This is a genomic window from Bradyrhizobium sp. BTAi1 (genome assembly GCF_000015165.1).
GTDB lineage: Bacteria > Pseudomonadota > Alphaproteobacteria > Rhizobiales > Xanthobacteraceae > Bradyrhizobium > Bradyrhizobium denitrificans.
The window spans coordinates 2854500-2880189 of record NC_009485.1 but is presented as its reverse complement, the minus strand read 5'-3'; the positions used below and the strand labels follow the sequence as shown (position 1 = coordinate 2880189).

Annotated in this window: 23 protein-coding genes; 12 read left to right on the top strand and 11 right to left on the bottom strand. The window is 65.8% G+C overall.

Annotation, left to right across the window (positions count from 1 at the left end; translation table 11 throughout):
- Positions 1-75: 75 nt before the first annotated feature.
- The 3 genes from BBTA_RS12955 to BBTA_RS12945 all read right to left on the bottom strand — a co-directional run bounded on the left by BBTA_RS12955 (position 76) and on the right by BBTA_RS12945 (position 4597).
- Entirely contained in the window at positions 76-567 is a 492-nt protein-coding gene (locus BBTA_RS12955) for a PRC-barrel domain-containing protein (RefSeq protein ID WP_049795354.1), read from the bottom strand.
- Complete coding sequence (locus tag BBTA_RS12950) at positions 564-2765, bottom strand: amylo-alpha-1,6-glucosidase (protein WP_012042939.1); 2202 nt, start codon at positions 2763-2765, stop codon at positions 564-566. Before BBTA_RS12950 ends, BBTA_RS12955 begins: the two co-directional genes overlap by 4 nt.
- A 68-nt stretch (positions 2766-2833) precedes the next feature.
- The gene (locus BBTA_RS12945) at positions 2834-4597 is read right to left on the bottom strand and encodes an ABC transporter ATP-binding protein (RefSeq protein WP_012042938.1); all 1764 of its coding nucleotides are present in this window, start codon (positions 4595-4597) and stop codon (positions 2834-2836) included.
- A gap of 275 nt (positions 4598-4872) precedes the next feature.
- On the opposite strand from BBTA_RS12945, the gene BBTA_RS12940 reads away from it, so the two are divergent.
- Complete coding sequence (locus BBTA_RS12940; protein WP_012042937.1) at positions 4873-5943, top strand: glycosyltransferase family 4 protein; 1071 nt, start codon at positions 4873-4875, stop codon at positions 5941-5943.
- Between the two features lie 56 nt (positions 5944-5999).
- Here the strand turns inward: BBTA_RS12940 and BBTA_RS12935 are convergent, their stop codons facing one another.
- From BBTA_RS12935 to bioB, 5 genes are all read right to left on the bottom strand, one after another.
- The gene (locus tag BBTA_RS12935) at positions 6000-7865 is read right to left on the bottom strand and encodes an alkyl/aryl-sulfatase (protein WP_012042936.1); all 1866 of its coding nucleotides are present in this window, start codon (positions 7863-7865) and stop codon (positions 6000-6002) included.
- Positions 7866-8027: 162 nt separating this feature from the next.
- Positions 8028-9293: an adenosylmethionine--8-amino-7-oxononanoate transaminase gene (locus tag BBTA_RS12930; protein ID WP_012042935.1), complete on the bottom strand. Its 1266-nt coding sequence runs from the start codon at positions 9291-9293 to the stop codon at positions 8028-8030.
- A complete protein-coding gene (gene bioD, locus BBTA_RS12925) occupies positions 9290-9922 on the bottom strand; it encodes a dethiobiotin synthase (protein WP_012042934.1) in 633 nt (210 codons plus the stop codon). The genes BBTA_RS12930 and bioD overlap by 4 nt, the downstream gene beginning before the upstream one ends.
- Positions 9904-11070, bottom strand: a complete 1167-nt coding sequence (locus BBTA_RS12920; protein WP_012042933.1) for an 8-amino-7-oxononanoate synthase — start codon at positions 11068-11070, stop codon at positions 9904-9906. The genes bioD and BBTA_RS12920 overlap by 19 nt, the downstream gene beginning before the upstream one ends.
- 91 nt (positions 11071-11161) lie before the next feature.
- On the bottom strand, positions 11162-12214 hold the full coding sequence (gene bioB / locus BBTA_RS12915) for a biotin synthase BioB (RefSeq protein WP_012042932.1): 1053 nt from the start codon (positions 12212-12214) through the stop codon (positions 11162-11164).
- Between the two features lie 122 nt (positions 12215-12336).
- Between bioB and BBTA_RS12910 the strand changes: the two genes are divergently transcribed.
- On the top strand, positions 12337-12972 hold the full coding sequence (locus BBTA_RS12910; protein ID WP_012042931.1) for a GntR family transcriptional regulator: 636 nt from the start codon (positions 12337-12339) through the stop codon (positions 12970-12972).
- 45 nt (positions 12973-13017) lie between these two features.
- Here BBTA_RS12910 and BBTA_RS12905 read toward each other — a convergent pair whose 3' ends face one another.
- Both BBTA_RS12905 and BBTA_RS12895 read right to left on the bottom strand, forming a co-directional pair.
- Positions 13018-14148, bottom strand: coding sequence for a sterol desaturase family protein (locus tag BBTA_RS12905; protein WP_012042930.1), 1131 nt, complete (start codon positions 14146-14148; stop codon positions 13018-13020).
- A gap of 795 nt (positions 14149-14943) precedes the next feature.
- Entirely contained in the window at positions 14944-15387 is a 444-nt protein-coding gene (locus BBTA_RS12895; RefSeq protein ID WP_083780644.1) for a CBS domain-containing protein, read from the bottom strand.
- 514 nt (positions 15388-15901) lie between these two features.
- Between BBTA_RS12895 and BBTA_RS12885 the strand changes: the two genes are divergently transcribed.
- The 8 genes from BBTA_RS12885 (at position 15902) to soxA (ending at position 23434) form a co-directional block, all read left to right on the top strand.
- The gene (locus BBTA_RS12885; RefSeq protein WP_012042927.1) at positions 15902-17296 is read left to right on the top strand and encodes an MFS transporter; all 1395 of its coding nucleotides are present in this window, start codon (positions 15902-15904) and stop codon (positions 17294-17296) included.
- 140 nt (positions 17297-17436) lie between these two features.
- On the top strand, positions 17437-17886 hold the full coding sequence (locus tag BBTA_RS12880) for a (2Fe-2S)-binding protein (RefSeq protein ID WP_012042926.1): 450 nt from the start codon (positions 17437-17439) through the stop codon (positions 17884-17886).
- A 10-nt stretch (positions 17887-17896) separates the two neighbouring features.
- The gene (locus BBTA_RS12875; protein WP_041751418.1) at positions 17897-20080 is read left to right on the top strand and encodes a molybdopterin cofactor-binding domain-containing protein; all 2184 of its coding nucleotides are present in this window, start codon (positions 17897-17899) and stop codon (positions 20078-20080) included.
- 55 nt (positions 20081-20135) lie between these two features.
- Positions 20136-21413: an NAD(P)/FAD-dependent oxidoreductase gene (locus BBTA_RS12870; RefSeq protein WP_012042924.1), complete on the top strand. Its 1278-nt coding sequence runs from the start codon at positions 20136-20138 to the stop codon at positions 21411-21413.
- Entirely contained in the window at positions 21397-21843 is a 447-nt protein-coding gene (gene soxX, locus BBTA_RS12865) for a sulfur oxidation c-type cytochrome SoxX (RefSeq protein WP_049795353.1), read from the top strand. Before BBTA_RS12870 ends, soxX begins: the two co-directional genes overlap by 17 nt.
- Positions 21844-21849: 6 nt before the next feature.
- Entirely contained in the window at positions 21850-22338 is a 489-nt protein-coding gene (locus BBTA_RS12860; RefSeq protein ID WP_012042922.1) for a SoxY-related AACIE arm protein, read from the top strand.
- Positions 22338-22658 carry a thiosulfate oxidation carrier complex protein SoxZ gene (soxZ, locus tag BBTA_RS12855; RefSeq protein WP_012042921.1) on the top strand — a complete coding sequence of 107 codons (321 nt, stop codon included), beginning with the start codon at positions 22338-22340 and terminating at the stop codon, positions 22656-22658. The genes BBTA_RS12860 and soxZ overlap by 1 nt, the downstream gene beginning before the upstream one ends.
- Positions 22655-23434, top strand: a complete 780-nt coding sequence (soxA, locus tag BBTA_RS12850; protein WP_148221436.1) for a sulfur oxidation c-type cytochrome SoxA — start codon at positions 22655-22657, stop codon at positions 23432-23434. Before soxZ ends, soxA begins: the two co-directional genes overlap by 4 nt.
- 219 nt (positions 23435-23653) lie before the next feature.
- Here soxA and BBTA_RS12845 read toward each other — a convergent pair whose 3' ends face one another.
- A complete protein-coding gene (locus BBTA_RS12845) occupies positions 23654-24613 on the bottom strand; it encodes a LysR family transcriptional regulator (protein WP_012042919.1) in 960 nt (319 codons plus the stop codon).
- A gap of 101 nt (positions 24614-24714) precedes the next feature.
- Between BBTA_RS12845 and BBTA_RS12840 the strand changes: the two genes are divergently transcribed.
- Together BBTA_RS12840 and BBTA_RS12835 are read left to right on the top strand one after the other, a co-directional pair.
- Positions 24715-25152: a DoxX family protein gene (locus tag BBTA_RS12840; protein WP_012042918.1), complete on the top strand. Its 438-nt coding sequence runs from the start codon at positions 24715-24717 to the stop codon at positions 25150-25152.
- 63 nt (positions 25153-25215) lie between these two features.
- Positions 25216-25680, top strand: coding sequence for a hypothetical protein (locus tag BBTA_RS12835; RefSeq protein WP_012042917.1), 465 nt, complete (start codon positions 25216-25218; stop codon positions 25678-25680).
- Positions 25681-25690 lie beyond the last annotated feature (10 nt).

Sequence of the window (25690 nt, the reverse complement as noted above, 5' to 3'; positions counted from 1 at the left end):
ACGGTCGCGGGACAGAATAGGCCCACCTTGTCCGGAGCACGCTGACGTGCCGGACCGGCGGTCTCACGCATCAACTCAATGATCGAAAATCCAGGGGGACAGCTTGCCGGCGGCGCCGAGCACGACGACGGGTTTGTCCTCCTTGTATTCGGGCGCGGCCTTCACCTGCTCCTTGGTGAGATCCAGCGTGACCTGGTCGCTCTTGTCGGCGATGTGCTTGAAATCGAGCGCAGTCCAATCGACGACGATCTTGCGGCTGCCGACGCCGAGAAAACCACCGAAATCAATCACCGCCGCCCGCACCGTGCCGGTGAGATCGACGATGACGTCGACGATGTGACCCATGTCCTCGCCGGTCGAACTGCGCACGTCGCGGCCGAGCACGCCATGCGCATCGCGCGCGCCGAGGATCGTCACCGAAGGCGGCGGCGCCGGCTCCTTCGTGGGCGGCGTCGGCGACGCCTGCTGGGCATGGCCGGCATTCATCTGCAGGCCCGCGAGCAGCGACAACCCAACGAGGCCGCCGAGCGCGCGAGCGTTGCGGAACCGATGCACAGTCCGCGTCATTGCGCCAGCACCAGCGAGACCTGGATCTGGCCGCGCCGCCGCAGCACCTCCATCGAGATGTCCTCGTCGTGGCGGCGGATGCGCAGATCGATCGTAGAGCTGCCGAGCCGGAGGTCGCGCAGCACCACCCAGTCCAGGAATGCCGGCAGCCGCGGATTGCGCAGGCGGATCTCGCCGCGAGCGGCGTCGAACTCGAGCCCGAGGGCCGCCTCGAGCAGGGTGAACGGCGTCGCGCTCGCCCAGGCCTGCGGCGCGCAGGCCACCGGATACAGCGTCGGCCCGCGATGCTTCTCACGGCGGAAGCCGCAGAACAGCTCCGGCAGCCGGCGCAGATCCATGTAGGACGCCGCCTCGAACAGGCCCCCGAACACCTGCTCCACCGCGTGCTTCAGGCCGTAGCGCGACAGGCCGAGCGCAATCAGCGCATTGTCGTGCGGCCAGATCGAGCCGTCGTGATAGGACATCGGATTGTAGCGCACCTCGCCAGAGGCGACGGTGCGGATGCCCCAGCCGGAGAAGAAGTGCGGCCGCAACAGATCGGCGGCGACCCTGCGGGCGCGGTCCTCGCGCACCATGCCGCTGAACAGCAATTGCCCCGCATTCGAGGTGCGCACCCGGCACGGCTGCTTGCTGCCGTCGAGCGCGAGCGCATAGGTGTTGAGATCCTCGCACCAGAAGGCGTCCTCGAACTGCTGCGCTAGCCGCGTGGCCTCCGCCTGCAGCCGTTCGGCCAAATCGGCCTTGCCGAGCCGGCGGGCGCACCGCGCCGCCAGCTGCTTGCCGGCGAAGACGTAGCCCTGCACCTCGGCGAGCGCGATGTAACCCTCGGCCAGCCGTCCGTCGGCATGGAACACGGCATCGTAGGAATCCTTCCAGCCCTGATTGGCAAGACCCTGCTCCGAGGCGCGCTGATATTCGACAAAGCCGTCGCGATCGGGATCGCCGGGACCGTCGATCCAGTGCAGCGCCGCCTCGATCGCCGGCCACAGCTCGCGCAGCGTGTCGATGTCGCCGGTCCGCTCGACATAGAGGCCGGCGAGCAGCACGAATAGCGGCGTCGAGTCGACGCTACCATAGTAGCAGGCGAACGGCACCTCGCGCAGCGCCGCCATCTCACCGCCGCGCATCTCGTGCAGGATCTTGCCCGGCTCGGCGTCGGCGAGCGGATCGGTGGCGTCCGCCTGATGCGAGGCGAGCCGGCGCAGCACGCCGCGAGCGATGCGCGGGTCGACCCACAGCATCTGCATCGCCGTGATCAGCCCGTCGCGGCCGAACGTGGTCGAATACCAGGGAATGCCGGCATAGGGATAACGCCCCTCCGGCGTGTCGGTCATCAGGATGTTGAGGTCGGCCGCAGCCTGGCACAGCACCTCGTTGAGAATGTCGTTGGAGGTCTCGATCGTGGTCGCACCATGGGTGCAGCGGCGCATCTCGCGGCGATGCGCGAGCAGGCTGCGGAAGAAGCGGCCCGGCCGTTCGCCCGCCTTCGCATTGCAGCTTACGGCCACGAACAGCGACGTCGATTCCTGCGGCGCGAGATCGAAATGATAGGTCGCGACATCGACCGCAAGCGATGTCGGTCGCGGATCGAAATGCAACGCCGTCGTGCGCGTGACATTGTCGAGCCCGCGATAGTCCAGCACGACATCGGACGGACCGATCAGCCGGCTGGCGCCCTTGCCGCGCCGCGTCCTGACGGCGCCGCGCACCTCGAACAGATCAGCGAAATCATTGTCGAAAGCGAGCTTGAGATCGAAGCTGGCGCGCCGGTCGCCATGGTTCTGCACGCCGATGCGCTGATAGGCGGTCCCGCGCCACAGGAAGATCGTGCGCACGATGTGCAGCACGTCCTTCGGCAGCACCAGCCGGCCCTGCTCATAGATGTCGGGATTGGTGAGGTCGACGGTCAACCCCGAATTGTCGTCGCGCAGGCTGGAACCGAGCAGCAGCGGCTGGACCTCGTCGAGCGTCAGTTCCAGCCGCGCGAGATAGCGCGTATCGGCATTGAACAGGCCGTCCGGCCCGCCGGCGGACGCGCCGATGTCGCCATGGCCGTCGAGCACGATGAAGGTGTCGTCGTGCTTGAGCGAGCGCCGTGGCCGCGCCGCCGGTCCCGTCATCGGAATGTAGAATGGCTGCTCGGCGGGCTCGTCGGTTCGGGCGCTCGATGCGAATGCGGTTGCGGGTTCGGCCGACATGTTGACCTCGTGCGATGTTGGAGTGTCCGCGCGGCCGGCCATGGCCGGCGCGGGAAGCGACGCAACGATCAGGCCGCGACCTTGGCCAGCCGGTTCATCTCCTGGGTGACGAGGTCCCGATAGGGTCCCTCTCCCTGCATGAGCCGGTCGGGCGCGCCGTCCTCGATGATCCTGCCCGATCTGAGCACCACCACGCGATCGAAATTCCGCAACGTCGCGAGCCGATGCGCGATCGCGATCACCGTGCGCCCGCGCATCAGCCGGCTCAGCGCCTCGCGGATCGCCTCTTCCGACTCGCTGTCGAGCGCGGCGGTCGCCTCGTCGAGCAGCAGGATCGGCGCGTCCTTGAGGAACGCGCGCGCAATCGCGATGCGCTGGCGCTGGCCGCCAGAGAGCTTGACGCCGCGATCGCCGACCATGGTCTGCAGTCCCTCCGGCAGCGTCTCGACGAAATCGCAACGCGCAGCGATCGCGGCCCGCAACACCTCGTCATCGGTCGCGCTGGGACGGCCGTAGCGGATGTTTTCCAGGATGGAGCGGTGGAACAGCGAGATGTCCTGCGGAACCACCGAGATCGCCTCACGCAGGCTCTGCTGCGTCACCCGGGCAATGTCCTGGCCGTCGATCATGATGCGGCCCGCTTGCGGATCATAGAACCGTTGCAGCAGGGTGAACAGGCTCGACTTGCCGCCGCCGGACTGTCCGACGAGGCCGACGCGCTGGCCCGGCTGCAGCCGCAGCGAGAAGTTCTCGAACAGCTTGTTGCCGCCGGGATAGTGGAAGGTGATGTTGTCGAAGGCGATGGCCGCACCGCTCTTGACCAGCGGCTCGGCGTCCGGGTGATCGCGCAGCTCATGCGGCTGCAGCAAAGTCGCAATCGCCTCGCTCATGCGCGCGACATGCTGGGTGACATCGACCAGCGCCACCGCCAGATCGCGGGTGGCGTTGAGAATGCTCAGGCCGAGCGTGCACACCAGAACGACGTCGCCGGTGGTCGCCCCGCCCCGCTGCCACAGCGAGATCGCCCAGGCCATCAGCGCCACGGTCAGCACGATCGTCACCGTGGCGTGCAGGATCCGCAGCTTCTCGAGATAACGCAGGCTGCGCCCGCGAGCCTCGAGCTCCTTGTTCACGGTCGCGTCGAATCGGTCGTGCTCGTGACGCAGACCGCAGAATGCGCGGACCAGCGGCATGTTCGAGATCACATCGACCATCTCACCGTCGACCATCGCTGCCTTGTCTGCGAAATCATCGTGCAGCGGTTTGCCCGCCGCCGCAAGCCGGAACATCGCCAGCACCATCATGGCCGCGATCAGCAGCAGCGCGATCGCCATCGCTCCGCTGACGGTTCCGATCAGGGCGATCGCCGCCACCGTCGCGAGGCATGGCGGCAGCACGTTCCAGACGAACATGTTCTCGACCGTGAACACCGCATTCGATGTCGCCGTGATGCGGCTCGACAGCATGCCCGGCAGACGGTCGCCGAAATAACTCGGCGAATGGCCGGTGAGATGCCGGAAGATATCGCGCCGAAGATCGCCTGTGACGCGCACGAAAGTGAAGCTCGCGATCCAGCTGGCGACACGCCAGAGGATGTTGTCGGTTGCGATCAGCGCCATCAACAAGGCGAATGCCGCCCAGACGCGGCCATTGCCACCTGGTCCCGCGGAAAGGCTGTCGACCAGCGCCTTGACGCCGTATTGCGTGCCCACCGAGCAGGCCACTGCGCCGATAACGGATAAGAGAATGACGAGATGGGATACCGGACGCATGCGCAGATAGCGCATGACGAACGGAAACGGCCGGTGCGCGTAGCCTGAGAGCTGATCCATTGTCTTCCTGTGCAGTGAGCTGGTGGTGGCGACACCTGTTGCGGCCAATGAACGATAAACGGTTTCTCCGGTTCCGGCATACCGGCCGTCAAGTTCATGCGGTGGCAGCGTTGGAGATCGTGGATGGCATCATTGAGACGCGGAGGAACACGTTGTCTCGAATAAAGAGTGATCGCCTGAGGGGAACTTCGCAGATGCGACAACGTTCCAGCTACGGCTGTGCCGGTGCCTTCGATCGGGGACGTCAGCGAACATCACAAATAGGAGACGATGAGATGCGCATTGCGCAGGTTGCTCCATTGACGGAGGCCGTGCCTCCGAAGCTCTACGGCGGCACTGAGCGGGTCGTGCACTGGTTGACCGAAGAGCTCGTTGCCCTCGGACACGACGTCACGCTGTTCGCCAGCGGCGATTCCCAGACCTCGGCAAAGCTCTCGCCGACGTGGCCGAAGGCGCTGCGCCTCGATGGTTCGGTGCGCGATCCCAACGCGCTGCACATGGTGATGCTGGAAGGCGTACGGCGGAAATGCGACGATGAGGAGTTCGACATCCTCCATTTCCATCTGGACTATTATCCGTTCTCCCTCTTCCAGCGCCAGCCGACGCCGTTCCTGACCACGTTGCACGGCCGCCTCGATCTGCCCGAGCACCAGCCAGTGTTCTCCATGTTCAAGGATGTTCCCGTCGTCTCGATTTCGGACGCGCAGCGCCGTCCCGTTCCGAATGCCAACTGGGTCCGCACCGTCCTGCACGGATTGCCCGGAAAGCTGCTGATGCCGAAGCCGGTCACGCCGAGCTATCTCGCCGTGCTCGGGCGGATCGCGCCAGAGAAGGGCGTCGACCGCGCCATCAAGATCGCCATGCGCTGCGGCGTGCCGCTCAAGATCGCGGCCAAGGTCGATCGCGCCGACCAGGACTATTACGATCAGCTGATCTATCCCTTGATCAATGGCAACCCGCTGGTCGAATATATCGGCGAGATCGGCGACGATGAAAAGCCGGAGTTCCTATCGGGCGCGGTCGGCCTATTGCTGCCGATCGACTGGCCGGAGCCGTTCGGCCTCGTGATGATCGAAGCGATGGCCTGCGGAACGCCCGTGATCGCCTATAATCGCGGCTCGGTCCCCGAAGTGATCGATGACGGCATCACCGGTTTCATCGTCGAGGACGAGCTCAGCGCCGTCGCCGCGGTCAATCGTCTCGCCGGTCTCAGCCGCGCCCGCGTGCGTGAGCAATTCGAGAGGCGCTTCACCGCGCGGCGCATGGCGCTCGACTATCTCGCCGCCTATCGCGGCCTGATCGACCGCGCCGAGCCGCGCATCAGGCTGGTCAGCAGCGCGGAATAGCAGCATGGAGACCGGGCGATTGCCCCCGGTCTCCGCCTCGATCTAATTTAGGCTTCCTAAGTCACCTTCGTCCGTTTCGGCGCGACGATCTCAAACATGCGCGGGAACTCGTCCATCAAGGACATCAGCTCGGCAAGCCGCATCGGATTGCCAGCGAAGCTGATCTTTCCGGCCGCGACCGCGTCCGGAAAGGTCACAGCTTTCGCGATGATGTCGTCGAATGTGGAGCGCGCCAGCGTAAATCCCGCGTCCGCCGTAGAGGCCTGCACGCCCACCGCATAGGTCAGCGCGCAGTTCTGCAGGGTCAGCACGAAGCGCTCGCCGGTATCGGTGAAGGTCCAGTTCAGCACGATGTGCTTGCCCTCGGCCTTCGGCCCGTTCAGCCGGACGCCGAGCACGTCCCATAATTGCTCCGTGCGCAAGGCCGCCAGGGTCTCGCGCGGCATGCCCGGGCGCGCCGGGACGTCCGGCATGCCGTGGCGCAGCTCCTGCGCACCGAACAAATAGGCATTGCGCCAGGTTGCGCTTTCGGCCGCGTAGCCGAGCTGCTCCAGCGTATCGGCCAGCAGCGCGCGCGCCGCGGCATTGTCGGGCTCGGCAAAGACGAGATGACTGACCGCCTGCGCCACGAAGCGGAACTCGCCTCTTGCAAAATCCTCGCGCGCCCGCGCCAGCAGGCTTGCCGCGCCGCCCATGTATTCGACATATTTCCGCCCGGCCTCGACCGGCGGCAAAGGATCGAGGTTGGCGGGGTTGGCATCATACCAGCCGAGATATTTCTGATAGATCGCCTTCACATTGTGCCGGATGTGGCCGTAATAGCCGCGCGCATGCCACGCGCCTTCGAGGCTTTTCGGCAGCGCGATGGTCTCGGCGATCTCGCTCGCGGTCAGGCCGTGATTCATCAGCCGCACGGTCTGATCATGCGCGAATTTGTAGAGATCGCGCTGCTCGCGGATGACGGTGTCGACCCGGCCCGCACCCCATACCGGCCAATGATGCTGGCCGCACATCGCCTCGGCCTTGCCGCCCCACAATTGCAGCGCCTCGCCGAGATATTTCGACCAGGCCAGCGCATCGCGCACATCGGCGCCGCGAAACGGCAGCAGATTGTGGAAGTTGTGCGTACAGTTCTCGGCGAGGTTCAACAGCCTGTAGCGCGGCACGTAGAAATGCATCTCGGCCGGCGCCTCGCTGTTCGGCGCCATCTGGAATTCGAAGACGAGCCCGTCGATGGTCCTGGTGTCACCCGTCGCCATGATGAGGTCGGTCGGCCGCAGCAGCGCCACGGATCCCGCCGCCATGCTCTTGCCGAGCCCGCAATCGACATGCCCCTTCGCGCCCTTGGCCAGCAACGGACCGAACTGATATTGCGCCCGGCGCAGCATCGCGGGACCGGCGATGATGTTCTCAGACACCGCATGCTCGATGAACAGGTTCGGCGCGATCAGCGGCACCCGGCCACTGGCGACCGCATCCTCGTCGACCACGCCGCGCGCGCCGCCCCAATGATCGGTGTGGGTGTGGGTGAACATCACAGCCGTGACCGGCCGGACCCCGCGATGCTGATAATACAGCTCGAGCGCGGCCCGCGCGCCCTCGATCGAGGTCAGCGTGTCGACCACGATCACCCCCGTCTCGCCCTCGATCAGCGTCATGTTGGCGATATCGAGCCCACGCACCTGGTAGACGCCGGGCACGACCTCGAACAGGCCATGATGCATGTTGAGCTTCGCCTGCCGCCACAGGCTCGGATTGACGGTCGGCGGCGCGTCCTCTGCATCCAGAAAGCTGTAGGGCGCAAGGCTCCAGACGGTCCGCCCCTGCGCCGTCGTGACCTTGGCATCCTCGATGGTGCCGAGAAAGCCGCGCGCCGCGTCCGCGAAATCAGCCGTGTCCGCAAAAGGCAACGCGTCGAGCATGGAGCTCTGCGCCGCGATCACGGCCGAAGTGGCCTCCTTTGGCTCGTTGAAGCGATCACCGTCGATCGAGGCATTCATGGCTTCCGTCCTCCCGCAACCCACCTGTTTGCAGGATGCTAATGCGCGGAACCCTGGAGCGCAAATCGCAGCCGGGGAAGGCTTTCAGATCACGTGATCGACCGCTGCATCGATCGTGGCGTAGATCGCCTCGAGATCGGCAGCGGTGACGCAGTAAGGCGGCATCACATAGATCGTATGGCCGAGCGGCCGCAGCAGTATGTCGCTGTCGCGAAAGAACGCCTGCAGCTTCGGTCCGATGTCGGCGAGATAGCCCTCGTCGTCGGCATGAAGGTCGAGCGCCGTGATGGTGCCGCAGCGCCGCACATCCGAAAATCGCTCGTCCTCTCGAAAGCGCGCAACACTGCGCTCCTGTGCTGCAGCGACGGCAGAGATCCGGGCGTGCGCCTCCGGCTGCCGCCACAGTGCGAGATTGGCACATGCCGCGGCGCAGGCGATCGGATTGGCCGTGTAGGAGCTGGAATGGAAGAAGGTACGCCTGCGGTCGGTCGAATAATGCGCCTCGAAGATGTCTGCGCTGCACAGTGTCACCGCGAGCGGCATCGCCCCGCCGGTCAGACCCTTGGCGTAGCAGGCGATATCGGGAGCGATGCCGGCCTGCTCGCAGGCGAATAAAGTGCCGGTCCGGCCCCATCCGGTCATGACCTCGTCGGCGATGAACAGCACGCCGGACGCCTTGCAGATGCGGTGCATCTCGCGCAGCAGCGCTGCCGGATACATGAGCATGCCGCCGGCACCGAGCACCAGCGGCTCCACGATGAAGGCGGCCGGCCTGTCGCGTTCGCAGGTCGCGGCAAGCGCGTCGAGCGTCGCCTGCTCGAATCCCTCGGCAGGAAACGGCACCACGGCGACATCGAACAGCAGCGGCTCATAGGCTGCGTTGAACACGCCGCGGGCGCCGACCGACATCGTGCCGATCGTATCGCCGTGATAGGAATGCTGCATCACGGCAATGCGTGTGCGCGGCTCGCCGATATTCCTGAAATAGCCGAGCGCCATTTTCAGCGCGACCTCGACGCTGGTCGCGCCGCTGTCCGAGAAGAAGACATGCGCCAGCGTTGGCGGGACCAGATCGAGCAGGCCGGCCGCGAGCTGCTCGGCCGGTTCGTGGGTATGTCCGGCGAAGATGACCTGATCCAGCTGCCCGGCCTGCTCCTGGATCGCGCGCACGATCGGCGGATGACAATGGCCATGCGTCACCACCCACCAGGAGGCGATCGCATCGATAATGCGCCGGCCATCGCGTGTGATGAGATACGCGCCGTCGCCGCGCGCGACCGGCGTCATCTCCGGCTGCAGCGCATGCTGAGTGAAGGGATGCCAGATCGGCGAGACGGCCTTGCGCATCATGGCGCGAAATCCGCCCGCCGGAATTCAGCGGCCACGGCGTGCTGCAGGGATCGCGCGGTCAGCTCCGGAAGCCAGGGCAGCCGGCCGAGCCGCTTCACCGCGCCGAGCCGGCAGATCGTCTCCTCACTATCCGCATTGGCGTCGCCGATGAAGGCGACACCGAGCACCGCGATGCCGCGGCTGCGCAGCGCGGCCAGCGACAACAGCGAGTGATTGATCGTGCCGAGGCTGGTGCGGGCGCAGAGCACGACCGGCCATTGCCATCGCGCGAAGACGTCGAGATAGAGCGTATCCGCGGTGAGCGGCACCATCACGCCGCCGGCGCCCTCGATCACCAGGGGTCTGCCGCCGGTGTCAGGAGGGTTCAAACACAGCGGGTCGATGCTGACGCCATCGAGACGTGCAGCGAGATGCGGCGAAGCTGGCGCGGCCAGGCGATAGGCTTCGGGGACCAAACGGTCGTCGGCCAGGTCGGCGAGCCGCTGGACGCGGTGCGAATCCGTCTCCTCCGCAAGCCCCGCCTGCACCGGCTTCCAGTAGCAGGCCCCGAGCAGGTCCGTGAGCGCCGCGGCGAACACGGTCTTGCCAATTCCAGTGTCGGTGCCCGTGACTACGATGCGCTGCGCCATCGCTGTCCTGCCCCGGTCTCCTCGGCGAGTGCGTCAAGCAACGACACCACCGCGGCCTCGTCGACATTCAAGGTGAGCGACAACCGGAGCCGCGCCGTGCCGGCCGGCACGGTCGGCGGACGGATGCCGCGAATGTCGAAGCCGCGCGCCTGCAGCGCCGAGGCCAGTTGCATCGCCGGCGCATTGTCGCCGACGATGTAGGGAATGATCTGGGACGACGACCAGGTGGCGCCGAACAGGCGCGCGATCTCGCCATGGGCGAAGGCGACAAGCCGTGAGAGCTGCTGCAGCCGTTGCGGCTCGTCCTGCAGGATCGCAAGCGCTTCAAGCACGGCGACCGCCATCAGCGGCGACGGCGCGGTCGCGAAGATGAAGGGACGGCAGCGGTTGACGAGCGTATCGCGCAGCACCCGGCTCGCCGTGACCAGGGCGCCGGCGGCGCCCAGCGCCTTGCCGCAGGTATGAACGACCACGATGTTGTCGCGTCCCTCGAAGCCCGACGCGAGACCCCGCCCCTGCTCGCCATGCACCCCGGTCGCATGCGCCTCGTCGATCAGCAGGAATGCATCGTGACGCGCGGCGATCGCGATCAGATCGTCGAGCGGAGCCAGATCGCCGTCCATGCTGTACAGGCTTTCGACAGCGATCCAAGGCCGGCCGACGCCGCCATCCCTCCGCCATGCCAGGATCGCGTCCTCGGCGGATTGTGGATCATTGTGCTTGAACTGACAGATCTCGGCGCGGCCGGCGCGGGCGCCCTCATGCGTGCTGGCATGCACCAGCGCGTCGAGCACCAGCAGGTCGTCGGCTTGCGGCAGGGTCGTCAGCACGGCGAAATTGGCGACGTAGCCCGATCCGAAGAACAGCGCGCTGTCAGCGCCGAAGAAGCGCGCGGCCGCCGCCTCCAGCCGCTCATGCTCCTCGCAATTGCCGCGCAGCAGGCGCGAACCGCCGGCTCCGACCGGCGTGCCCGCCTCCATGGCAACGGCAATCGCGCGCTTCATCCGCGGCGCCTGCGCCAGGCCAAGATAGTCGTTGGAGGAGAAATCGAGACCGGATCTCGGGCTCAACCGGCGCAGCCGATCGTCGGCGGCGAGGCTCTGCAACCGCTCGGCGTAGCCGGCGAGCTTGTCGGCAGCGGCATTCATGCATCAGCTCCCTTCTTCGAAACGCCATTTGTCAGGGCAACGTCGTCGGCACCGGCGCTGCGCCGGGCCGGTCAAGGGATGACGGCCTTGCTCAGGCGACGAGCGAACTGTCCGCCGTTTCACTCGGGGCCGTCGCTGCGGCCGGACGTACCGACAATGCGGAGGTCATGCCGAGGCGCGCGAGCAGCGCCGCATCGCGATCGGCCTGCGGATTGGCCGTGGTCAGCAACACATCGCCGATGAAGATCGAATTGGCGCCGGCGAGCAGACACAAGCTCTGCAATTCGTCGCTCATATATTGCCGGCCGGCGGACAGCCGCACGACGCTTTGCGGCATCATGATGCGCGTCACCGCGATCAACCGCACCAGTGCGATCGGATCCGGGCGCGCGGCGGTGTCGTTGACCGGCACGCCCTTGACCTCGTTCCACATGTTGATCGGCACGCTGTCGGGATGCGCGCCAAGATTAGCCAGCAGCACCATCATGCCGAGCCGGTCATCGACCGCCTCACCCATGCCGATGATGCCGCCGCAGCACACCTTGATGCCGGCGTCCCGCACATGCGCGAGCGTGTCGATCCGATCCTGCAGGGTCCGCGTCGTGATGATTCGGTCGTAGAATTCGGGCGAGGTGTCGACATTGTGGTTGTAGAAATCGAGTCCGGCCTGCTTCAGACGCTGCGCCTGCGGCGGCGTCAGCATGCCCAGGGTGACGCAGGTCTCCATCCCCAGATCCTTCACCGCGCTGACCATGTCGCAGACCTGGTCGAGATCACGGTCTTTCGGACTGCGCCAGGCTGCGGCCATGCAGAAGCGCTCGGCCCCCGCCGCCTTGGCGCGCTGTGCGGTGGCGACCACGGTGTCGCGATCCATCAGCTTGGTCGCCTTGAGGCCGGTGTCGTAATGCGCGCTCTGGGAACAGTAGCCGCAATCCTCCGGACAGCCGCCGGTCTTGATGCTGAGCAGGCTCGCCGTCTCCAGCCGGGTCGGATCGAAGTGCCGGCGGTGCACCGACTGTGCACGGAACATCAGATCCGGGAATGGCAGAGCGTACAGCGCTTCGGCTTCTTCTCTGGTCCAGTCGTGACGGATGGCGCCGTCCGCTGCAGGTTGCGACGACGATGGCCTGCGCACTTCACTCATCTCAAACTCCCGTCCACAGATCATAGATTTTATTTTGGATAATCTATAATCAAGCGTATTTGAGCACCGTAGAATATCGATCCTTCCGAGGCACGCGGTTTTTCGATAGATAATCTATCACCATGCAGGACGAGAATCTCACCACCGCCCATCGGATCGCCGACGTGCTCACCGAGCGGATCGTCAGCGGCGCGCTGCCGCCAGATGCCCCGCTGCGGCAGGACCACATTGCGCGCGAGTTCAACTCCAGCCACGTGCCGGTGCGCGAGGCGTTCCGACAGCTCGAAGCGCTGTATCTGGTGGTCGCAGCGCCGCGGCGCGGCGTGCGGGTGGCGCCGCTCGACGCGAAGTCGACCAAGGAGATTGTCGAGATGCGCGTTGCGCTCGAGGTGGTGGCGCTGCGCAACGCCGCCCCGCGCTACACGCCGACGCAGCTCGCCGCGATCGAGCTTGCGCTGATCGAGGCGGACAATGCCGAGACCATCCAGGAGTTCGAGACTGCCAACCGCGCCTTCCATCGCGCGCTGGTCGCGCCTTGCGCCATGCCGCGGCTGCTGGCGAGCCTGGACGGATTGCGGCTGGCCAATTCGCGGCTGGTGCTCGCGATGGCGCGCAATGCCGGCTGGCGTCCACGCACCAACCAGGATCACCGGCTGATCCTGCAGGCCCTGCGCGCCCGCCAGATCGGCCATGCCTGCGAACTGCTGACCCGCCACAACCAGACCATCGAGCGGCTGGCGCGGCCGGGCGGCACGTAGCTCTCCACAGAGGTTCTGACGGTTGGCTTGGGCGCCTTGACGGCTTCAAGGGTCCCGATGTTCGAGGAATTCCTTCACCGGCCCAACGAAGGGGTGCATGAACTGGCCGAGCATGCCGCCGGGGATCGGCTTCACCGTACCGTAGTTGACCGGCCAGCGGTCCTTGGGCAGATGCCAGGTTCCGCCCAGCATATCGAACAGCGGCGTGTGGGCCGCGTAGTTCTTGTCGAGGGCCTCGGCGTCAGACGCGTGGTGCCAGTGATGGAACTGCGGCGTGACGATCACGTAGCGCAGCCAGCCGACATCCATCTTGATATTGGAATGGATCAGCACCGATTGCACGGAGATGAAAACGAGATAGGCGAAGATCGTATCCTGCGGAAAGCCGAGCAGGACGATCGGCACCAACACCAGAGCGCGCGTGGCCAGCGGCTCAAGAAAGTGGAGGCGAGATCCCGACAGCCAGTCCATGTGTTCGGGCGAATGATGCACCGCATGGATTCGCCACAACCACGGCACCTCGTGATAGGCGCGGTGGGAGATGTATTCGACGGCATCGGCCGCCAGGATCACCAGCACGAAGCGGACGATCGCCGGCAGGGCCACGACATGCGCCTGCAGGGATGGGCTGATCGCCCAGGCAAAAGCGTCATGCGCAAAATGCGTCGAGACCACCAGGAAGATGCCGATCAGCAGGTGGTTGACGCCGAAATAAGCGAGATCGAGTTTCCAGCCGGGACTGAGCGGCCCTTGCTCCGGCCGCACCCGCGGGAAGATCCACTCCAGCAGCACGAAGGCTGCGCCGGTGAAGAAGAGATCGAGCACCAGCCAGTCGAGGCCGAGATAAAAGCGCGGCTGGAGAAAATCCGGTGTCGGCACGTAGGGCCCACCCAGCAGCGTGGCGAGAAACAGCGCGCTGAGGCCGATCGCAGCCTGCAGCCGCGGGCCGCCGAGCACGATCCCGACGACCCCGAGCCAGGCCCCGATGACCATGGCGATCGCCAGCGTGAGGCGCAGCAGCTCGACGTCGTAATGGACCCGCAGCTCAGGCGTCGTAAGAAAGGCCGGGTAGCGCAGGCACAGCACAGCAGCGACGCTGAGCACGCCGATCGCGGCGCAGAGTGAACTGCCGATGCGCCCTTCCCCGATGCGCGGCCTCGACGTTTCCTGAGCCATTGACGGCCTCCCCACACGGATTCTCGAGCGCGTCAGCATGGGCGCGCGAGTTTTTCAAATCCAACGCTAGGGCATGTAGATGGCCGATAAGAGTTAAAATTGCCGGAAGTCAAAGTCTGCTTGGGCCATAAGCTGACCATCAATCACCGTCTTAGGCGCGATAAGAGCGCGGCCGCGTTCGGCTGCCTCGCAGTCCACGCCATATTATATTCGCCGTCGATCTTCACCCAATACGTACGTTCAGGCATGTCGCTCCCATCTAGTGAGTTGAAAGTGCATGTTGCCCTTTCGCGAATGATGGCGCCGATGGGGTCCTGAGCTTGGTAATCGATGAGCGCGACATACTGAACCGGCGGCACTCGTGCGACTTGGACCATGGCGTTCCTGGCTGCTTCAGACTTAGGCCGTAGAGGGTCCTTGAAGAACTCATAGAACGTCATTGTCTTCCGAAACTCGTCTACGCTAATCCGTTCATAGGTGGACGGAACAACCAGCCGCTCCTTGATTGCTCTATCACACGTTTGCACAAATTGAGAGTTGAAGGGTGGGTAACCACGAACGTACGCGTGGCCCAGAACGATCGCAGCGAAACTCAGAAGCGCTGCGAATACGAGCTTTGTTCTCATCTTCCTGGTCGTTGCCGATATTGTCCACGCGGCACTCTGCACCGCTCCGAACAAGGAAGCGAAAATCAAAGGCAGAACATTTTTCGTTCAGCCGATACTGAGCGCTAACGATGTCGTCTTTGAGTCCGAAGCAGCCATGCGTTTCGGAACGGGTCACCGCCGTCGTGTGTCACCCCCCAGGGCCGTCTTTCATGATGAAGCCCATCAGGTCGTCCACATTGTGCTCGAGATCCCGGATGATGTTCTTAACGACGTCGCCGATCGAGATCACGCCGACGACCTTGCCTGCGTCCAGCACCGGCAGATGTCGGAAGCCGCGCTGGGACATCATGGCCATGCAGCCGTCCAGCGGATGGTCCGGCTTGACCGTTACCGGGTTGGCCGTCATCACCTGGCCGACCTGCGTCTGCTTCGCATCGAGCCCGGGCAGCAGCACCTTGATGGCGCAATCGCCCTGGGTCACGATGCCGACCAGCACGCCGTCGTCGATGACCAGCACCGACCGGACCCGGTTGTCGCGCATCTTTTGCAAGGCTTCGACGACCATGTCGCGGGACCGAACATGGATCAGGGCGTCACTCTTCTGGGCCAGTGCGTTTCTGACTGTGGTCATCGATCTCTCTCGCACTCCCTGGTCTGTCTCGCCTTGACGGTTTGCATGGAAGCGTAGCCGAAATAGCTGGCCTCGTCAGCACTGCGCCGCCGCCGGCGAGGCTCGTCACCGATGGTGCGCTGCAGTGTGTCGAGGAACATGCCGTCGGCCTCCCGGGCACAACCCATCCCCACGACGCCGTATGAGGCACACACACCGTTGGCATCTACGCCACTCACGCGTCCCTGTGGCTATGGATTCCGGATTCGCTTGTGCTGTTTCAAAACGGCTACGCCGTTTGGCGCGCGAATGCCCGGGAATGACGGAGCAAGACGGCAGCAGCGTTCCAGATATCGGCGTGTGTGTCCAAGGGCGAAGGCACGGCGAGCTTGGGCACGATTGGCCGGACGCGGTCGCCCTGCCCCCACAGCCTCGCGCATAAGCCCATGCGCGCGCGACGGCTGGGGCCCTCGCCCGCTCCCGTGTACATGCTCATCCGACGCGCCCGCGAACCGAAGGTCTCCAAAGGGTCCCCATGTCCAACCGCCACCATGCTTCGAAGCTCGCCGGCGACGGCGCCGACGGGCTGCCTTCCAGCCAGCGGCCCTGGGCGATCGCCGCGATCTTCACCGCGCTGTCGATGGCCTCGCTCGACGTCGCCATCGCCAACATCGCACTGCCGTCGATCTCGGCCGATCTCCACGTCACGCCGGCCGAGGTGGTCTGGGTCGTCAACATCTACCAGATCGCGCTGGTCGCAACCCTGCTGCCGCTCGGCGCGCTCGGCGAGATCGTCGGCCATCAGCGCATCTATCTCGGCGGCCTGCTGCTGTTCACGCTGGCGTCGGTCGGCTGCGCGCTGGCCTGGTCGCTGCCGACCTTGGTGATCGCGCGCGCCCTGCAGGGCCTCGGCGCCAGCGGCATCATGAGCGTCAACACCGCGCTGGTCCGCTTCGTCTATCCCGGCAAGATGCTCGGTCGCGGCCTCGGCCATAACGCGCTCGTGGTCGGCATCTCCTTCACCTTCGGCCCGACCATCGCCTCCGCCATTCTTTCGCTCGGCTCCTGGCCGTGGTTGTTCGCGATCAACCTGCCGTTCGGCCTGGTTGCAATCGCGATCGGCATGAAGATGCTGCCGCGGACGCCGCGCGCCGAGCACAGCTTCGACTTTCTCGGCGCCGGCTTCGCCGCACTTTGCCTCGGCCTCTTCATCACCGGCATCGGCAGCGCCGCGCATGGCGCGACGCCAGCGGCGGTCGTGGCCGAACTGGTGGGCGCGCTGGTGCTCGGCATCATCCTGACCCGCCGTCAGGCCGATCACCCGGCGCCGATGCTGCCGATCGACCTGTTCCGCCGCGGCGTGTTCGCGCTCTCGGCCGCGACGGCCGTGTGCTCGTTCTCGGTGCAGGGCCTCGGCTTCGTGTCGCTGCCGTTCTATTTCGAGGACATTCTGCAGCGCTCGCAGGTCGAGACCGGTTTCTTCATGACGCCCTGGCCACTCGCGGTGACGATCATGGCGCCGATCGCCGGGCGGCTGTCGGATCGCTTTCCCGCCGGCCTGCTCGGCGGCATCGGCCTCGTGATGCTTGGAACCGGCATGGCGCTGCTCGCTATGCTGCCGGAAAATCCGAGCACCGCCAACATCGTCTGGCGCATGCTGATCTGCGGCATCGGGTTCGGCTTCTTCCAGGCGCCGAACATGAAGGCCATCATGTCAAGCGCCCCGCCGCATCGCAGCGGCGGCGCCAGCGGCATCGTCGCGACCGCGCGGCTGACCGGCCAGACCACGGGCGCGGCCCTGGCTGCACTGTGCTTCAGCCTGGCGGGGCGCGAAGGCGCGACACTGGCCTTGGCGCTCGGTGCAGGTTTCGCCGCGCTCGGCAGCGTGATGAGCTTCCTGCGGCTTGCCGTGGCGCCACCGCGGGGCTGATGAGTTCGAGCGAACTACAACCCCGCGCCATCACAATTCTTCCGCGCCGCAAACGCATATTCTTGATTTGAAGGATGCAAACGTTCGCGGCACAGTGCGGCCCACAGTTCAACTGGCGAGTTGAACGAAAGGGATCTGCGATGGCAAACCTCACGATTAACGGCAAAGTTTATGATCTCGACGTCGAGCCCGACACGCCGCTGCTGTGGGCGATCCGCGAGAATGCCGGATTGACCGGCACCAAATATGGCTGCGGCATTGCACAATGCGGCGCCTGCACCGTGCATCTCGATGGCGCGGCCGTTCGGTCCTGCGGCGTCACCGTCTCCGAGGCCGCGGGCAAGCAGATCACCACGATCGAAGGCCTCGGCAGCGAGAGCGGCCTGCACAAGGTGCAGCAGGCCTGGCTGGAGAACGATGTTCCACAATGCGGCTATTGCCAGAGCGGCATGATCATGGCGGTGGCCGCGCTGCTGAAGGACAATCCGAAGCCGAGCGACCAGGACATCAACGACGCCATCACCAACATCTGCCGCTGTGGAACCTTCGCGCAGGTGCGCGAGGCGATCCATGCCGCCGCGAACGCCTGAGGAGGTCGGCATGAACAAGCACGTCTCGCCGCGCCTCAACCGCCGCTCCTTCATCATCGGCACCGCCGCGCTCGGCGGCGGGCTCGCGCTCGGGCTCGATCTTCCCTTCGGCGGCCCGCAAGTCGTGCGCGCCGCGGATGGTTCGCCAGAGGTCAATGCCTGGGTGGTGATCCGTCCCGACGACACCGTGGTGATCCGCATCGCCCGCTCCGAGATGGGCCAGGGCTCGCTGACCGGCCTCGCCCAGCTCGTCGCCGAGGAACTCGCCTGCGACTGGAGCAAGGTCACCACCGAATATCCGACACCGGGCCAGAACGTCGCCCGCAAGCGCGTCTGGGGCGACTTCTCCACCGGCGGGAGCCGCGGCATCCGCTCGTCGCAGGACTATGTCCGCAAGGGCGGCGCCGCCGCGCGCATGATGCTGATCCAGGCCGCCGCCGACCAATGGAAAGTGCCGGTGGCCGAATGCACCGCGGCGAACAGCGTCATCACGCACAAGGCGTCGGGCCGGACCACGACCTACGGCAAGGTGGCTGAAGCGGCGGCGAAGTTGACGCCGCCAGCCGACGTCAAGCTGAAGGACCCGAAGGACTGGACCCTGATCGGCAAGGGCGTGAAACGCCTCGACACCGCCGACAAGGTGACGGGCGCCATGATCTACGGCGCCGACATCAAGCTCCCGGGCATGCTCAACGCCGCGATCAAGGATTGTCCGGTCACCGGCGGCAAGCTGAAAAGCTATGATGAAGCCAAGATCGCCGGCATGAAGGGCGTGAAGAAGGTGGTGGCGGTCGACGGCACCGCAGTCGCCGTCGTCGCCGACACCTGGTGGCACGCGAAGACGGCGCTCGATGCGCTGCCGATCGTCTGGGACGAAGGCGAGAACGCCAAGGTCTCTTCGGCCTCGATCGCCAAATGGCTGGCCGAGGGTTTGGAATCCGGCCCGGCCTTCGTCGGCAACGAGAACGGCGACGCCAAGGCGGCGCTCGCCAGCGCAGCGAAGAAGGTGGAGGCAACCTACAACTATCCCTACCAGAACCACGCCACGATGGAGCCGATGAACGCGACCGCGCTCTACACGCCGGAGCGTTGCGAGGTGTGGTGCGGCACGCAGAATGGCGAGGCGGCGTTCGCCGCTGTGCTGGAAGCCTCGGGGCTGCCGGCCGACAAATGCGAGGTGCACAAGCTGATCCTTGGCGGCGGCTTTGGCCGGCGCGGCCAGACCGACTATGTCCGCCAGGCCGTACAGATCGCCAAAGCGATGCCGGGCACGCCGGTCAAGCTGTTGTGGTCGCGCGAGGAGGACATGACCCATGGCCGCTATCACCCGATCACGCAGTGCAAGCTCACCGGCGGCTTCGACGCCGACAACAATCTGACCGCGCTGCACATGCGCATATCCGGCCAGTCGATCCTGTTCAGCCTGCGCCCCGACGCGCTGGTCAACGGCAAGGATCCGGCGACCTTCCAGGGGCTGGCGCCGTCGGGCGAGGCGACGATCGGCTATTCCGTGCCGAATCTGCTGATCGAGCACTCCATGCGCAACCCGCACATCAATCCGGGCTTCTGGCGCGGCGTCAATGTGAACCAGAACGCGATCTATCTCGAATGCTTCATGGATGAACTCGCCAATGCGGTGGGCCAGGACCCGCTGGAATTCCGCCGCAGGCTGATGAGCAAGAATCCGAAGCATCTCGCGGTGCTCGACGCGGTGGCCGAGAAGATCGGTTGGGGCTCGCCGGCGCCGGAGGGCGTCTATCGCGGGCTGGCCCAACTGCACGGCTATGGCAGCTACGTCGCGGGTGCCGCCGAGATCTCGGTGATCGACGGCACCAAGATCAAGATCCACCGCATCGTCGCCTCGACCGACCCGGGCTATGTCGTCAACCCGGCGCAGGTGGAGCGGCAGATCGCGGGCTCGTTCGTGTATGGCCTGTCCGCGCTGTTCTATGGCGGCTGCACGGTCAAAGATGGGCGCATCGAACAGACCAATTTCGACACCTACAACTCGATGCGAATCGCCGAGATGCCGAAGGTCGAAGCGATCATGATACCGAGCGGCGGCTTCTGGGGCGGCGTCGGCGAGCCGACTATCGGCGTGGCTGCGCCGGCCGTGCTGAATGCGTATTTCGCCGCCACCGGCAAACGCATCCGCTCGGTGCCGCTGCGCGACCAGAACATCACCTTCGCATGATCGGCGGGGCGGCAGGCGTTCGGAACAAAGCCTGCCGCCGTGCTATTCTGAAGCCATGACATTCACCCGGCAGCGCACCCGCAGAGAGGTCGGCGGCCTGATCGCGGCGAGCGCTGCCCTGCTCGCGGCGCCGACCGTGCTGCGTGCGCAGACAACCGCGCGCGTCATCGTGATCGGCGGCGGCTTTGGCGGCGCCAGCTGTGCCCGCGCGCTGCGCCAGGCCGATGCGAAGCTCGAGGTCACCCTGGTCGAGGCCAACAAGACCTTCACCTCGTGCCCACAGAGCAACGAGGTCATCGCCGGCCTGCGCGAGATCAGCGCGCAACAGTTCGGCTACGACAAGATCGCCGCTGAAGGCGTGCGCGTCGTGCTGCAGGCGGCCGCCGCGATCGATGCGCCCGCGCACAAGGTCACGCTCGCCGACGGCGCGACGCTGGCCTATGACCGCCTCGTGCTGGCGCCGGGCATCGACATCGATTTCACCGCGCTGCAGGGCTATGACGAGGCCGCCTCCGCGCTTATGCCGCACGCCTACAAGGCGGGCGAACAGACGCTGCTGCTGCGGCAGCAGATCGAGGCGATGCCGGATGGCGGCACAGTCGCGATTGCCGTTCCCGCCAATCCGTCGCGCTGTCCGCCGGCACCTTATGAGCGCGCCAGCCTGATCGCGGATTATCTGAAGACGTACAAGCCGAAGTCGAAAGTGCTGATCCTCGACGCCAAGGACAGTTTTTCGCAACAGAAGCTGTTCGAGCAGGCGTGGAACGAGCTGTACGCTGGCATGATCGAGCGCATTCCGCTGTCGCAGGGTGGCCGCGTCACCGGCGTCGAGATCGCCACGCGCACGGTCGTGACCGAGTTCGGCAACTACAATCCGGATGTCGCCAACATCATCCCGCCGCAGAAGGCCGGTCGCATCGCGGCGCTGGCGGCGGCTGCCGACCGCACCGGCTGGTGCCCGATCGATGCCGCGACCTTCGCCTCCAAGCTCCTCCCGGACGTCCACGTCATCGGCGATGCCTGTCTTGGCGGCGGCATCCCGAAATCCGCGGGCGCCGCGCAGGCGCAGGGCAAGGCCTGCGCGGCCGTGATCGTGCGCGACCTGACCGGACGCTCCTCCGAGCCGCCGCCGCTGACCGGCATCTGCTACAGCCTGGTCGCACCGAACACCGCGTTCTCGCTATCAGGCGTCTATCAGCCCAAGGGCGATCTGTTCGCCGAAGTGGAGGGCGGCAGGACGAGCTCTCTCGACGCGCCGCGCAATGCACGTGCCGCCGAGGCGGACGCTGCGACGGCCTGGTTCAAGGCGCTGACCCATGATGCGTTCGGTTAGCCGGGTCATCGCCATGATCATCTGCGCCCTGCCCGCAGCCGCGGTCGCGCAGGAGCTGAAGCCGTATACGATCGTCGGCGACGGCATCCCCGACTCGCTCACCGGTCAGCCCGGCGACGCCGCGCGCGGCCGCGCGCTCGTGCTCGCCCGCAGTTCGACCTGCATCCTCTGCCATTCCGGCCCGTTTCCGGAAGCGCGCTTCCAGGGCGATCTCGCGCCGAGCCTCGCCGGCGCGGGCCACCGCGCCACCACGGCGCAGCTCCGGCTGCGGCTGGTCGATGCCAGCCGCATCAATCCCGAGACGATCATGCCGTCTTATTACCGCGTCGACGGGCTGACGCGCGTCGGTTCCGCCTGGCGCGGCAAGCCGATCCTGTCGGCCGAGCAGATCGAAGACATCGTCGCCTATCTCGCGACCCTGCGCGAGTGAGCCCATATGGAGAGCATGTTCGACCCGTCCCACATCTCGCGTCGCCTCCTGCTGCAGCTCGCCGGCACGCTCGCGGCCGCGAGCGCGCTGCCGCTGGTGACCGTTCGCACCGCACGGGCCACACCGGCGATGCTCGCCTCGGCCATCCGCAACCTCGTCGGCGAAGCGCATGTGCAGGTCGGCAAGGTCCGGCTCGACATTCCCCCGCTGGTCGAGAACGGCAACACCGTGCCGATGACCGTCAGCGTCGACCACCCGATGACGGCTGACAACTGCGTCAAGAGCATCCACATCTTCAACGAGAAGAACCCGCAGCCCAACATCGCGAACTTCTATCTGACGCCGAGCGCCGGCCGCGCCCAGGTCACGACCCGCATCCGGCTCGCCGACACCCAGAAGGTGGTGGCGATCGCAAAGCTCTCCGACGGCTCGTTCTGGTCGGTCAGCGTCGACGTCATCGTGACCTTGGCCGCCTGCACCGAGGAGCTGCCGTGATGCCCGCCGCCCTCGTCAACGTACCCGCCAAGGCCAAGCGCGGCGCGGTCATCGAGATCAAGACCTTGATGAGCCATGTGATGGAGCCGGGCTATCGCCACACCGCCGCCGGCGAGGTCGTGCCGCGCGACATCATCACCAGCTTCACCTGCAGGTTCAACGGCGCCGAGATCTTCCGGGCCGACCTGTTCCCCGCCATCGCGGCCAATCCGTTCCTGTCGTTCTTCACCACGGCGAGCGAGAGCGGCCGCTTCGAGTTCGAGTGGATCGGCGACAATGGCTTTGTCGCCACCGCCTCGGCGGCGATCATTGTCGAATGATGCGGCGCGCAGCCATCGCTATCCTGGCGCTTCTTGGCGCAGCGCTGCCTGGTCTGGCCGGCGAGATCGGCGAGTCCGCGCGCCGCTCCGGCTATGAGTTCATGTCGGCCGACACGAAGGCGATGCAGGACGACAACACCGCCAATCCCGCGATGCTGTCGGTGCTCGACGGCGAGACGCTGTGGCGCACGAAGGCCGGCGCTGCCGGCAAATCCTGCAGCGATTGCCACGGCGCCGTCGACGTCAGCATGAAAGGCGTCGCCGCGCGCTATCCCGCCTTCAATGCGGCGAGCGGCGCGCCTGTCGATCTCGGCCAGCGCGTCAATCTCTGCCGCAGGCAGCATCAGGAGGCTGAGCCGTTCGCACCCGAGAGCCGCGAATTGCTGGCGCTGACGGCCCTGATCGCAAGGCAGTCGCGCGGGATGCCGATCACCGCCGGTGACGATCCGCGGCTGGCACCGTCGGTCGCGCACGGCCGTGCGCTGTTCATGCAGCGGCAGGGCCAGCTCAATCTCGCCTGCACCAATTGCCATGACGACAATTGGGACAAGCATCTCGCGGGCTCCGCGATCACGCAAGCACAGCCGACAGGCTACCCGATCTATCGGCTGGAATGGCAAGGCATGGGCTCGTTGCAGCGGCGCCTCCGCGGCTGCATGACCGGCGTCCGCGCCCAGGCCTACGATTTCGACGCCCCCGACATGATCGCGCTGGAGCTCTATCTGACGTCGCGGGCGCACGGCATGGCGGTGGAGGCCCCGGCGGTGCGGCCGTGAGCGGGCAAAAGCTCACGAGCTATCATGTGAGTCGTTTTAGAGCCGAGCAGCGCTGCACCTCGCCTCGCTTGCAGGACGTCGCTTCGAGCGAGCCTCCTAATGAGTTACTCGTCATGCCCGGGCTTGACCCGGGCATCCACGTCTTTCTTTCCGGAACAACGGTGTGGATGGCCGGGTCAAGCCCGGCCATGTCGGACGAGAGACCTCCACAACCCCAGATCAGGGCCCTGCCTTCCGTCCCTTCCGCGCCCCCGCCGCTGTCGCATCGATCACCGGGGGCGGTCCCTCCGAGGCCTGCTTCATCAGGGGATCGGCGGCGATGAAGTCGATGAAGGTGCGGACCTTGGCGGAGAGATATTTGCGGCTGGGATAGACCGCCATCAGTGGCGCCCTGATCGTCATCGCGTCCGGCAGCACCGTCTCGAGCCGGCCGCTGGCGAGATCGTCGGCCATCAGCCAGCGCGGCAGCACCGCCATGCCCATGCCGGCGACGGCGGCGTGATGCAGCAGCGTCTCATTGCCGCTGATCAGCACGTCCTTGAACGCCAGCGCGACCTCGCCGTCAGGACTGGACAACGTGATCGTCCGGAGCGGATACAAGGCGTATTTCAGCATTGCATGGCCATTGAGATCGGCCACTGCCTTCGGCCGCCCGGCCGTGGCGAGATAGCTCGGCGCGGCGACGAGCTGCATTAGCACTGGCGTCAGCGGCCGCGCGATCAGCCCGTCGCCCGGTGCCGCGGAGACGCGCAGCGCCAGATCAAACCCCTCGTCGACGAGATTGACCAGGCGTCCGCTGAGATCGAGATCGATCACCACGTCCGGATAGCGCGCGCGGTACGCCGCGAGCGTGCCGGCAAACAGCGGATTGGCGAACCATACCGGCGCGCTGACCTTCAGGGTGCCGCGCGGGATCACGGTCGCCTTGCTGACGACGGCCTCGACCTCGTCGAGAGATTCCAGCATCGGCCGCACCTGGTCGAAATAGACCTGGCCGGCCTCGGTCAGGCCGACCCGCCGGCTGGTGCGGTTGAGCAACCGGGTCGAGAGCCGCTGCTCCAGCTGCATGACATGCTTGGAGGCCATCGCCGGCGAGAGCCCCAGGCGATCGGCGGCGGCCGCGAAGCTCTTGAGCTCCGCGACCTGGCAGAACACCCGAATACTGACCAGCGTATCCACTTGTCATCAACCCTCAGGAAATGATGGCTTAACGAAAAGCATAATGATCAAACCAGAAGAAATTATCAATGTCGGGCACCTTTCCATTTGGAGCTCCGACCATGTCCAGCACCGCATCGACCACCGATCTCAGCCCACTCCAGCCCTCGCTGGCGCTGCGCATCAGCCTGTGGGTCGCCCAGACCCTGCTCTTCGCCCTGTTCTGCTTCGCCGGCGTCACCAAGGTCTTCACCCCGATCAAGGAACTCGCCCAGATGATGCCGTGGACCGGCGAATATTCGGTGGCCTTCGTCCGCACCATCGGCCTGATCGATCTGGCTGGCGGGCTCGGCATCCTGCTGCCGTCGCTGACCCGCATCATGCCGCGCCTGACCGTGCTGGCTGCGATCGGCTGCGCCACGCTGCAGGTGTTCGCGTTCGCCTTCCACATCTCCCGCGGCGAAGCGGCGGTCACGCCCTTGAACATCCTGCTGCTGGCGCTGTCGCTGTTCGTGCTGTGGGGCCGCAGCAGCAAGGCGCCGGTCGCGCCGCGCGGCTGATCCGAGCATCGCCGGCGCTGGTCATCCGGCGCCGGCGCATCCCGTGCTTTGAAGGAAGCCATGATGAGCGAACCGATCCCTGACGTGTCGCGCCGCGGCTTTCTCGCTGGCGCAACGGCCCTCGGCGCCCCAGCCCCCGCCGTCCCGGCCGTCGCCCAGCATCGCGCCGGCATTGTCGTGCTGATCGACCGCAACGACCCCCATGTGATGGGTCATGCCATCAGCTATTCCGGCAATCTGACGCGGCATTTCGCCAGTCTCGGACAGACCCCCGCGATCGAGGTCGTCGCCAACGGCACCGGCATCGATGTGTTTCGCGCCGACAAATCACCGCTCAAGGAGCCGCTCGCGGCGCTGCGGCAGATGTATCCGCATATCGGCTTCAGCATGTGCGCCTCGTCGAAGTCGATCGCGGAGAGCAAGGAGAACCTCACGATCCAGCTGATCGACGGCGCCAGGCTGGTGCCGTTCGGCATCGGCCGCGTCGTCGAACTGCAGCGCAAAGGCTGGGCCTACGTCCATGGCTGAGGCTTTGAGC

Coding starts and splice junctions, on each gene's coding strand:
- BBTA_RS12955 (WP_049795354.1), bottom strand. CDS start 567: ATGACGCGGACTGTGCATCGGTTCCGCAACGCTCGCGCGCTCGGCGGC.
- BBTA_RS12950 (WP_012042939.1), bottom strand. CDS start 2,765: ATGTCGGCCGAACCCGCAACCGCATTCGCATCGAGCGCCCGAACCGAC.
- BBTA_RS12945 (WP_012042938.1), bottom strand. CDS start 4,597: ATGGATCAGCTCTCAGGCTACGCGCACCGGCCGTTTCCGTTCGTCATG.
- BBTA_RS12940 (WP_012042937.1), top strand. CDS start 4,873: ATGCGCATTGCGCAGGTTGCTCCATTGACGGAGGCCGTGCCTCCGAAG.
- BBTA_RS12935 (WP_012042936.1), bottom strand. CDS start 7,865: ATGCTCGACGCGTTGCCTTTTGCGGACACGGCTGATTTCGCGGACGCG.
- BBTA_RS12930 (WP_012042935.1), bottom strand. CDS start 9,293: ATGATGCGCAAGGCCGTCTCGCCGATCTGGCATCCCTTCACTCAGCAT.
- bioD (WP_012042934.1), bottom strand. CDS start 9,922: ATGGCGCAGCGCATCGTAGTCACGGGCACCGACACTGGAATTGGCAAG.
- BBTA_RS12920 (WP_012042933.1), bottom strand. CDS start 11,070: ATGAATGCCGCTGCCGACAAGCTCGCCGGCTACGCCGAGCGGTTGCAG.
- bioB (WP_012042932.1), bottom strand. CDS start 12,214: ATGAGTGAAGTGCGCAGGCCATCGTCGTCGCAACCTGCAGCGGACGGC.
- BBTA_RS12910 (WP_012042931.1), top strand. CDS start 12,337: ATGCAGGACGAGAATCTCACCACCGCCCATCGGATCGCCGACGTGCTC.
- BBTA_RS12905 (WP_012042930.1), bottom strand. CDS start 14,148: ATGGCTCAGGAAACGTCGAGGCCGCGCATCGGGGAAGGGCGCATCGGC.
- BBTA_RS12895 (WP_083780644.1), bottom strand. CDS start 15,387: ATGACCACAGTCAGAAACGCACTGGCCCAGAAGAGTGACGCCCTGATC.
- BBTA_RS12885 (WP_012042927.1), top strand. CDS start 15,902: ATGTCCAACCGCCACCATGCTTCGAAGCTCGCCGGCGACGGCGCCGAC.
- BBTA_RS12880 (WP_012042926.1), top strand. CDS start 17,437: ATGGCAAACCTCACGATTAACGGCAAAGTTTATGATCTCGACGTCGAG.
- BBTA_RS12875 (WP_041751418.1), top strand. CDS start 17,897: ATGAACAAGCACGTCTCGCCGCGCCTCAACCGCCGCTCCTTCATCATC.
- BBTA_RS12870 (WP_012042924.1), top strand. CDS start 20,136: ATGACATTCACCCGGCAGCGCACCCGCAGAGAGGTCGGCGGCCTGATC.
- soxX (WP_049795353.1), top strand. CDS start 21,397: ATGATGCGTTCGGTTAGCCGGGTCATCGCCATGATCATCTGCGCCCTG.
- BBTA_RS12860 (WP_012042922.1), top strand. CDS start 21,850: ATGGAGAGCATGTTCGACCCGTCCCACATCTCGCGTCGCCTCCTGCTG.
- soxZ (WP_012042921.1), top strand. CDS start 22,338: ATGCCCGCCGCCCTCGTCAACGTACCCGCCAAGGCCAAGCGCGGCGCG.
- soxA (WP_148221436.1), top strand. CDS start 22,655: ATGATGCGGCGCGCAGCCATCGCTATCCTGGCGCTTCTTGGCGCAGCG.
- BBTA_RS12840 (WP_012042918.1), top strand. CDS start 24,715: ATGTCCAGCACCGCATCGACCACCGATCTCAGCCCACTCCAGCCCTCG.
- BBTA_RS12835 (WP_012042917.1), top strand. CDS start 25,216: ATGAGCGAACCGATCCCTGACGTGTCGCGCCGCGGCTTTCTCGCTGGC.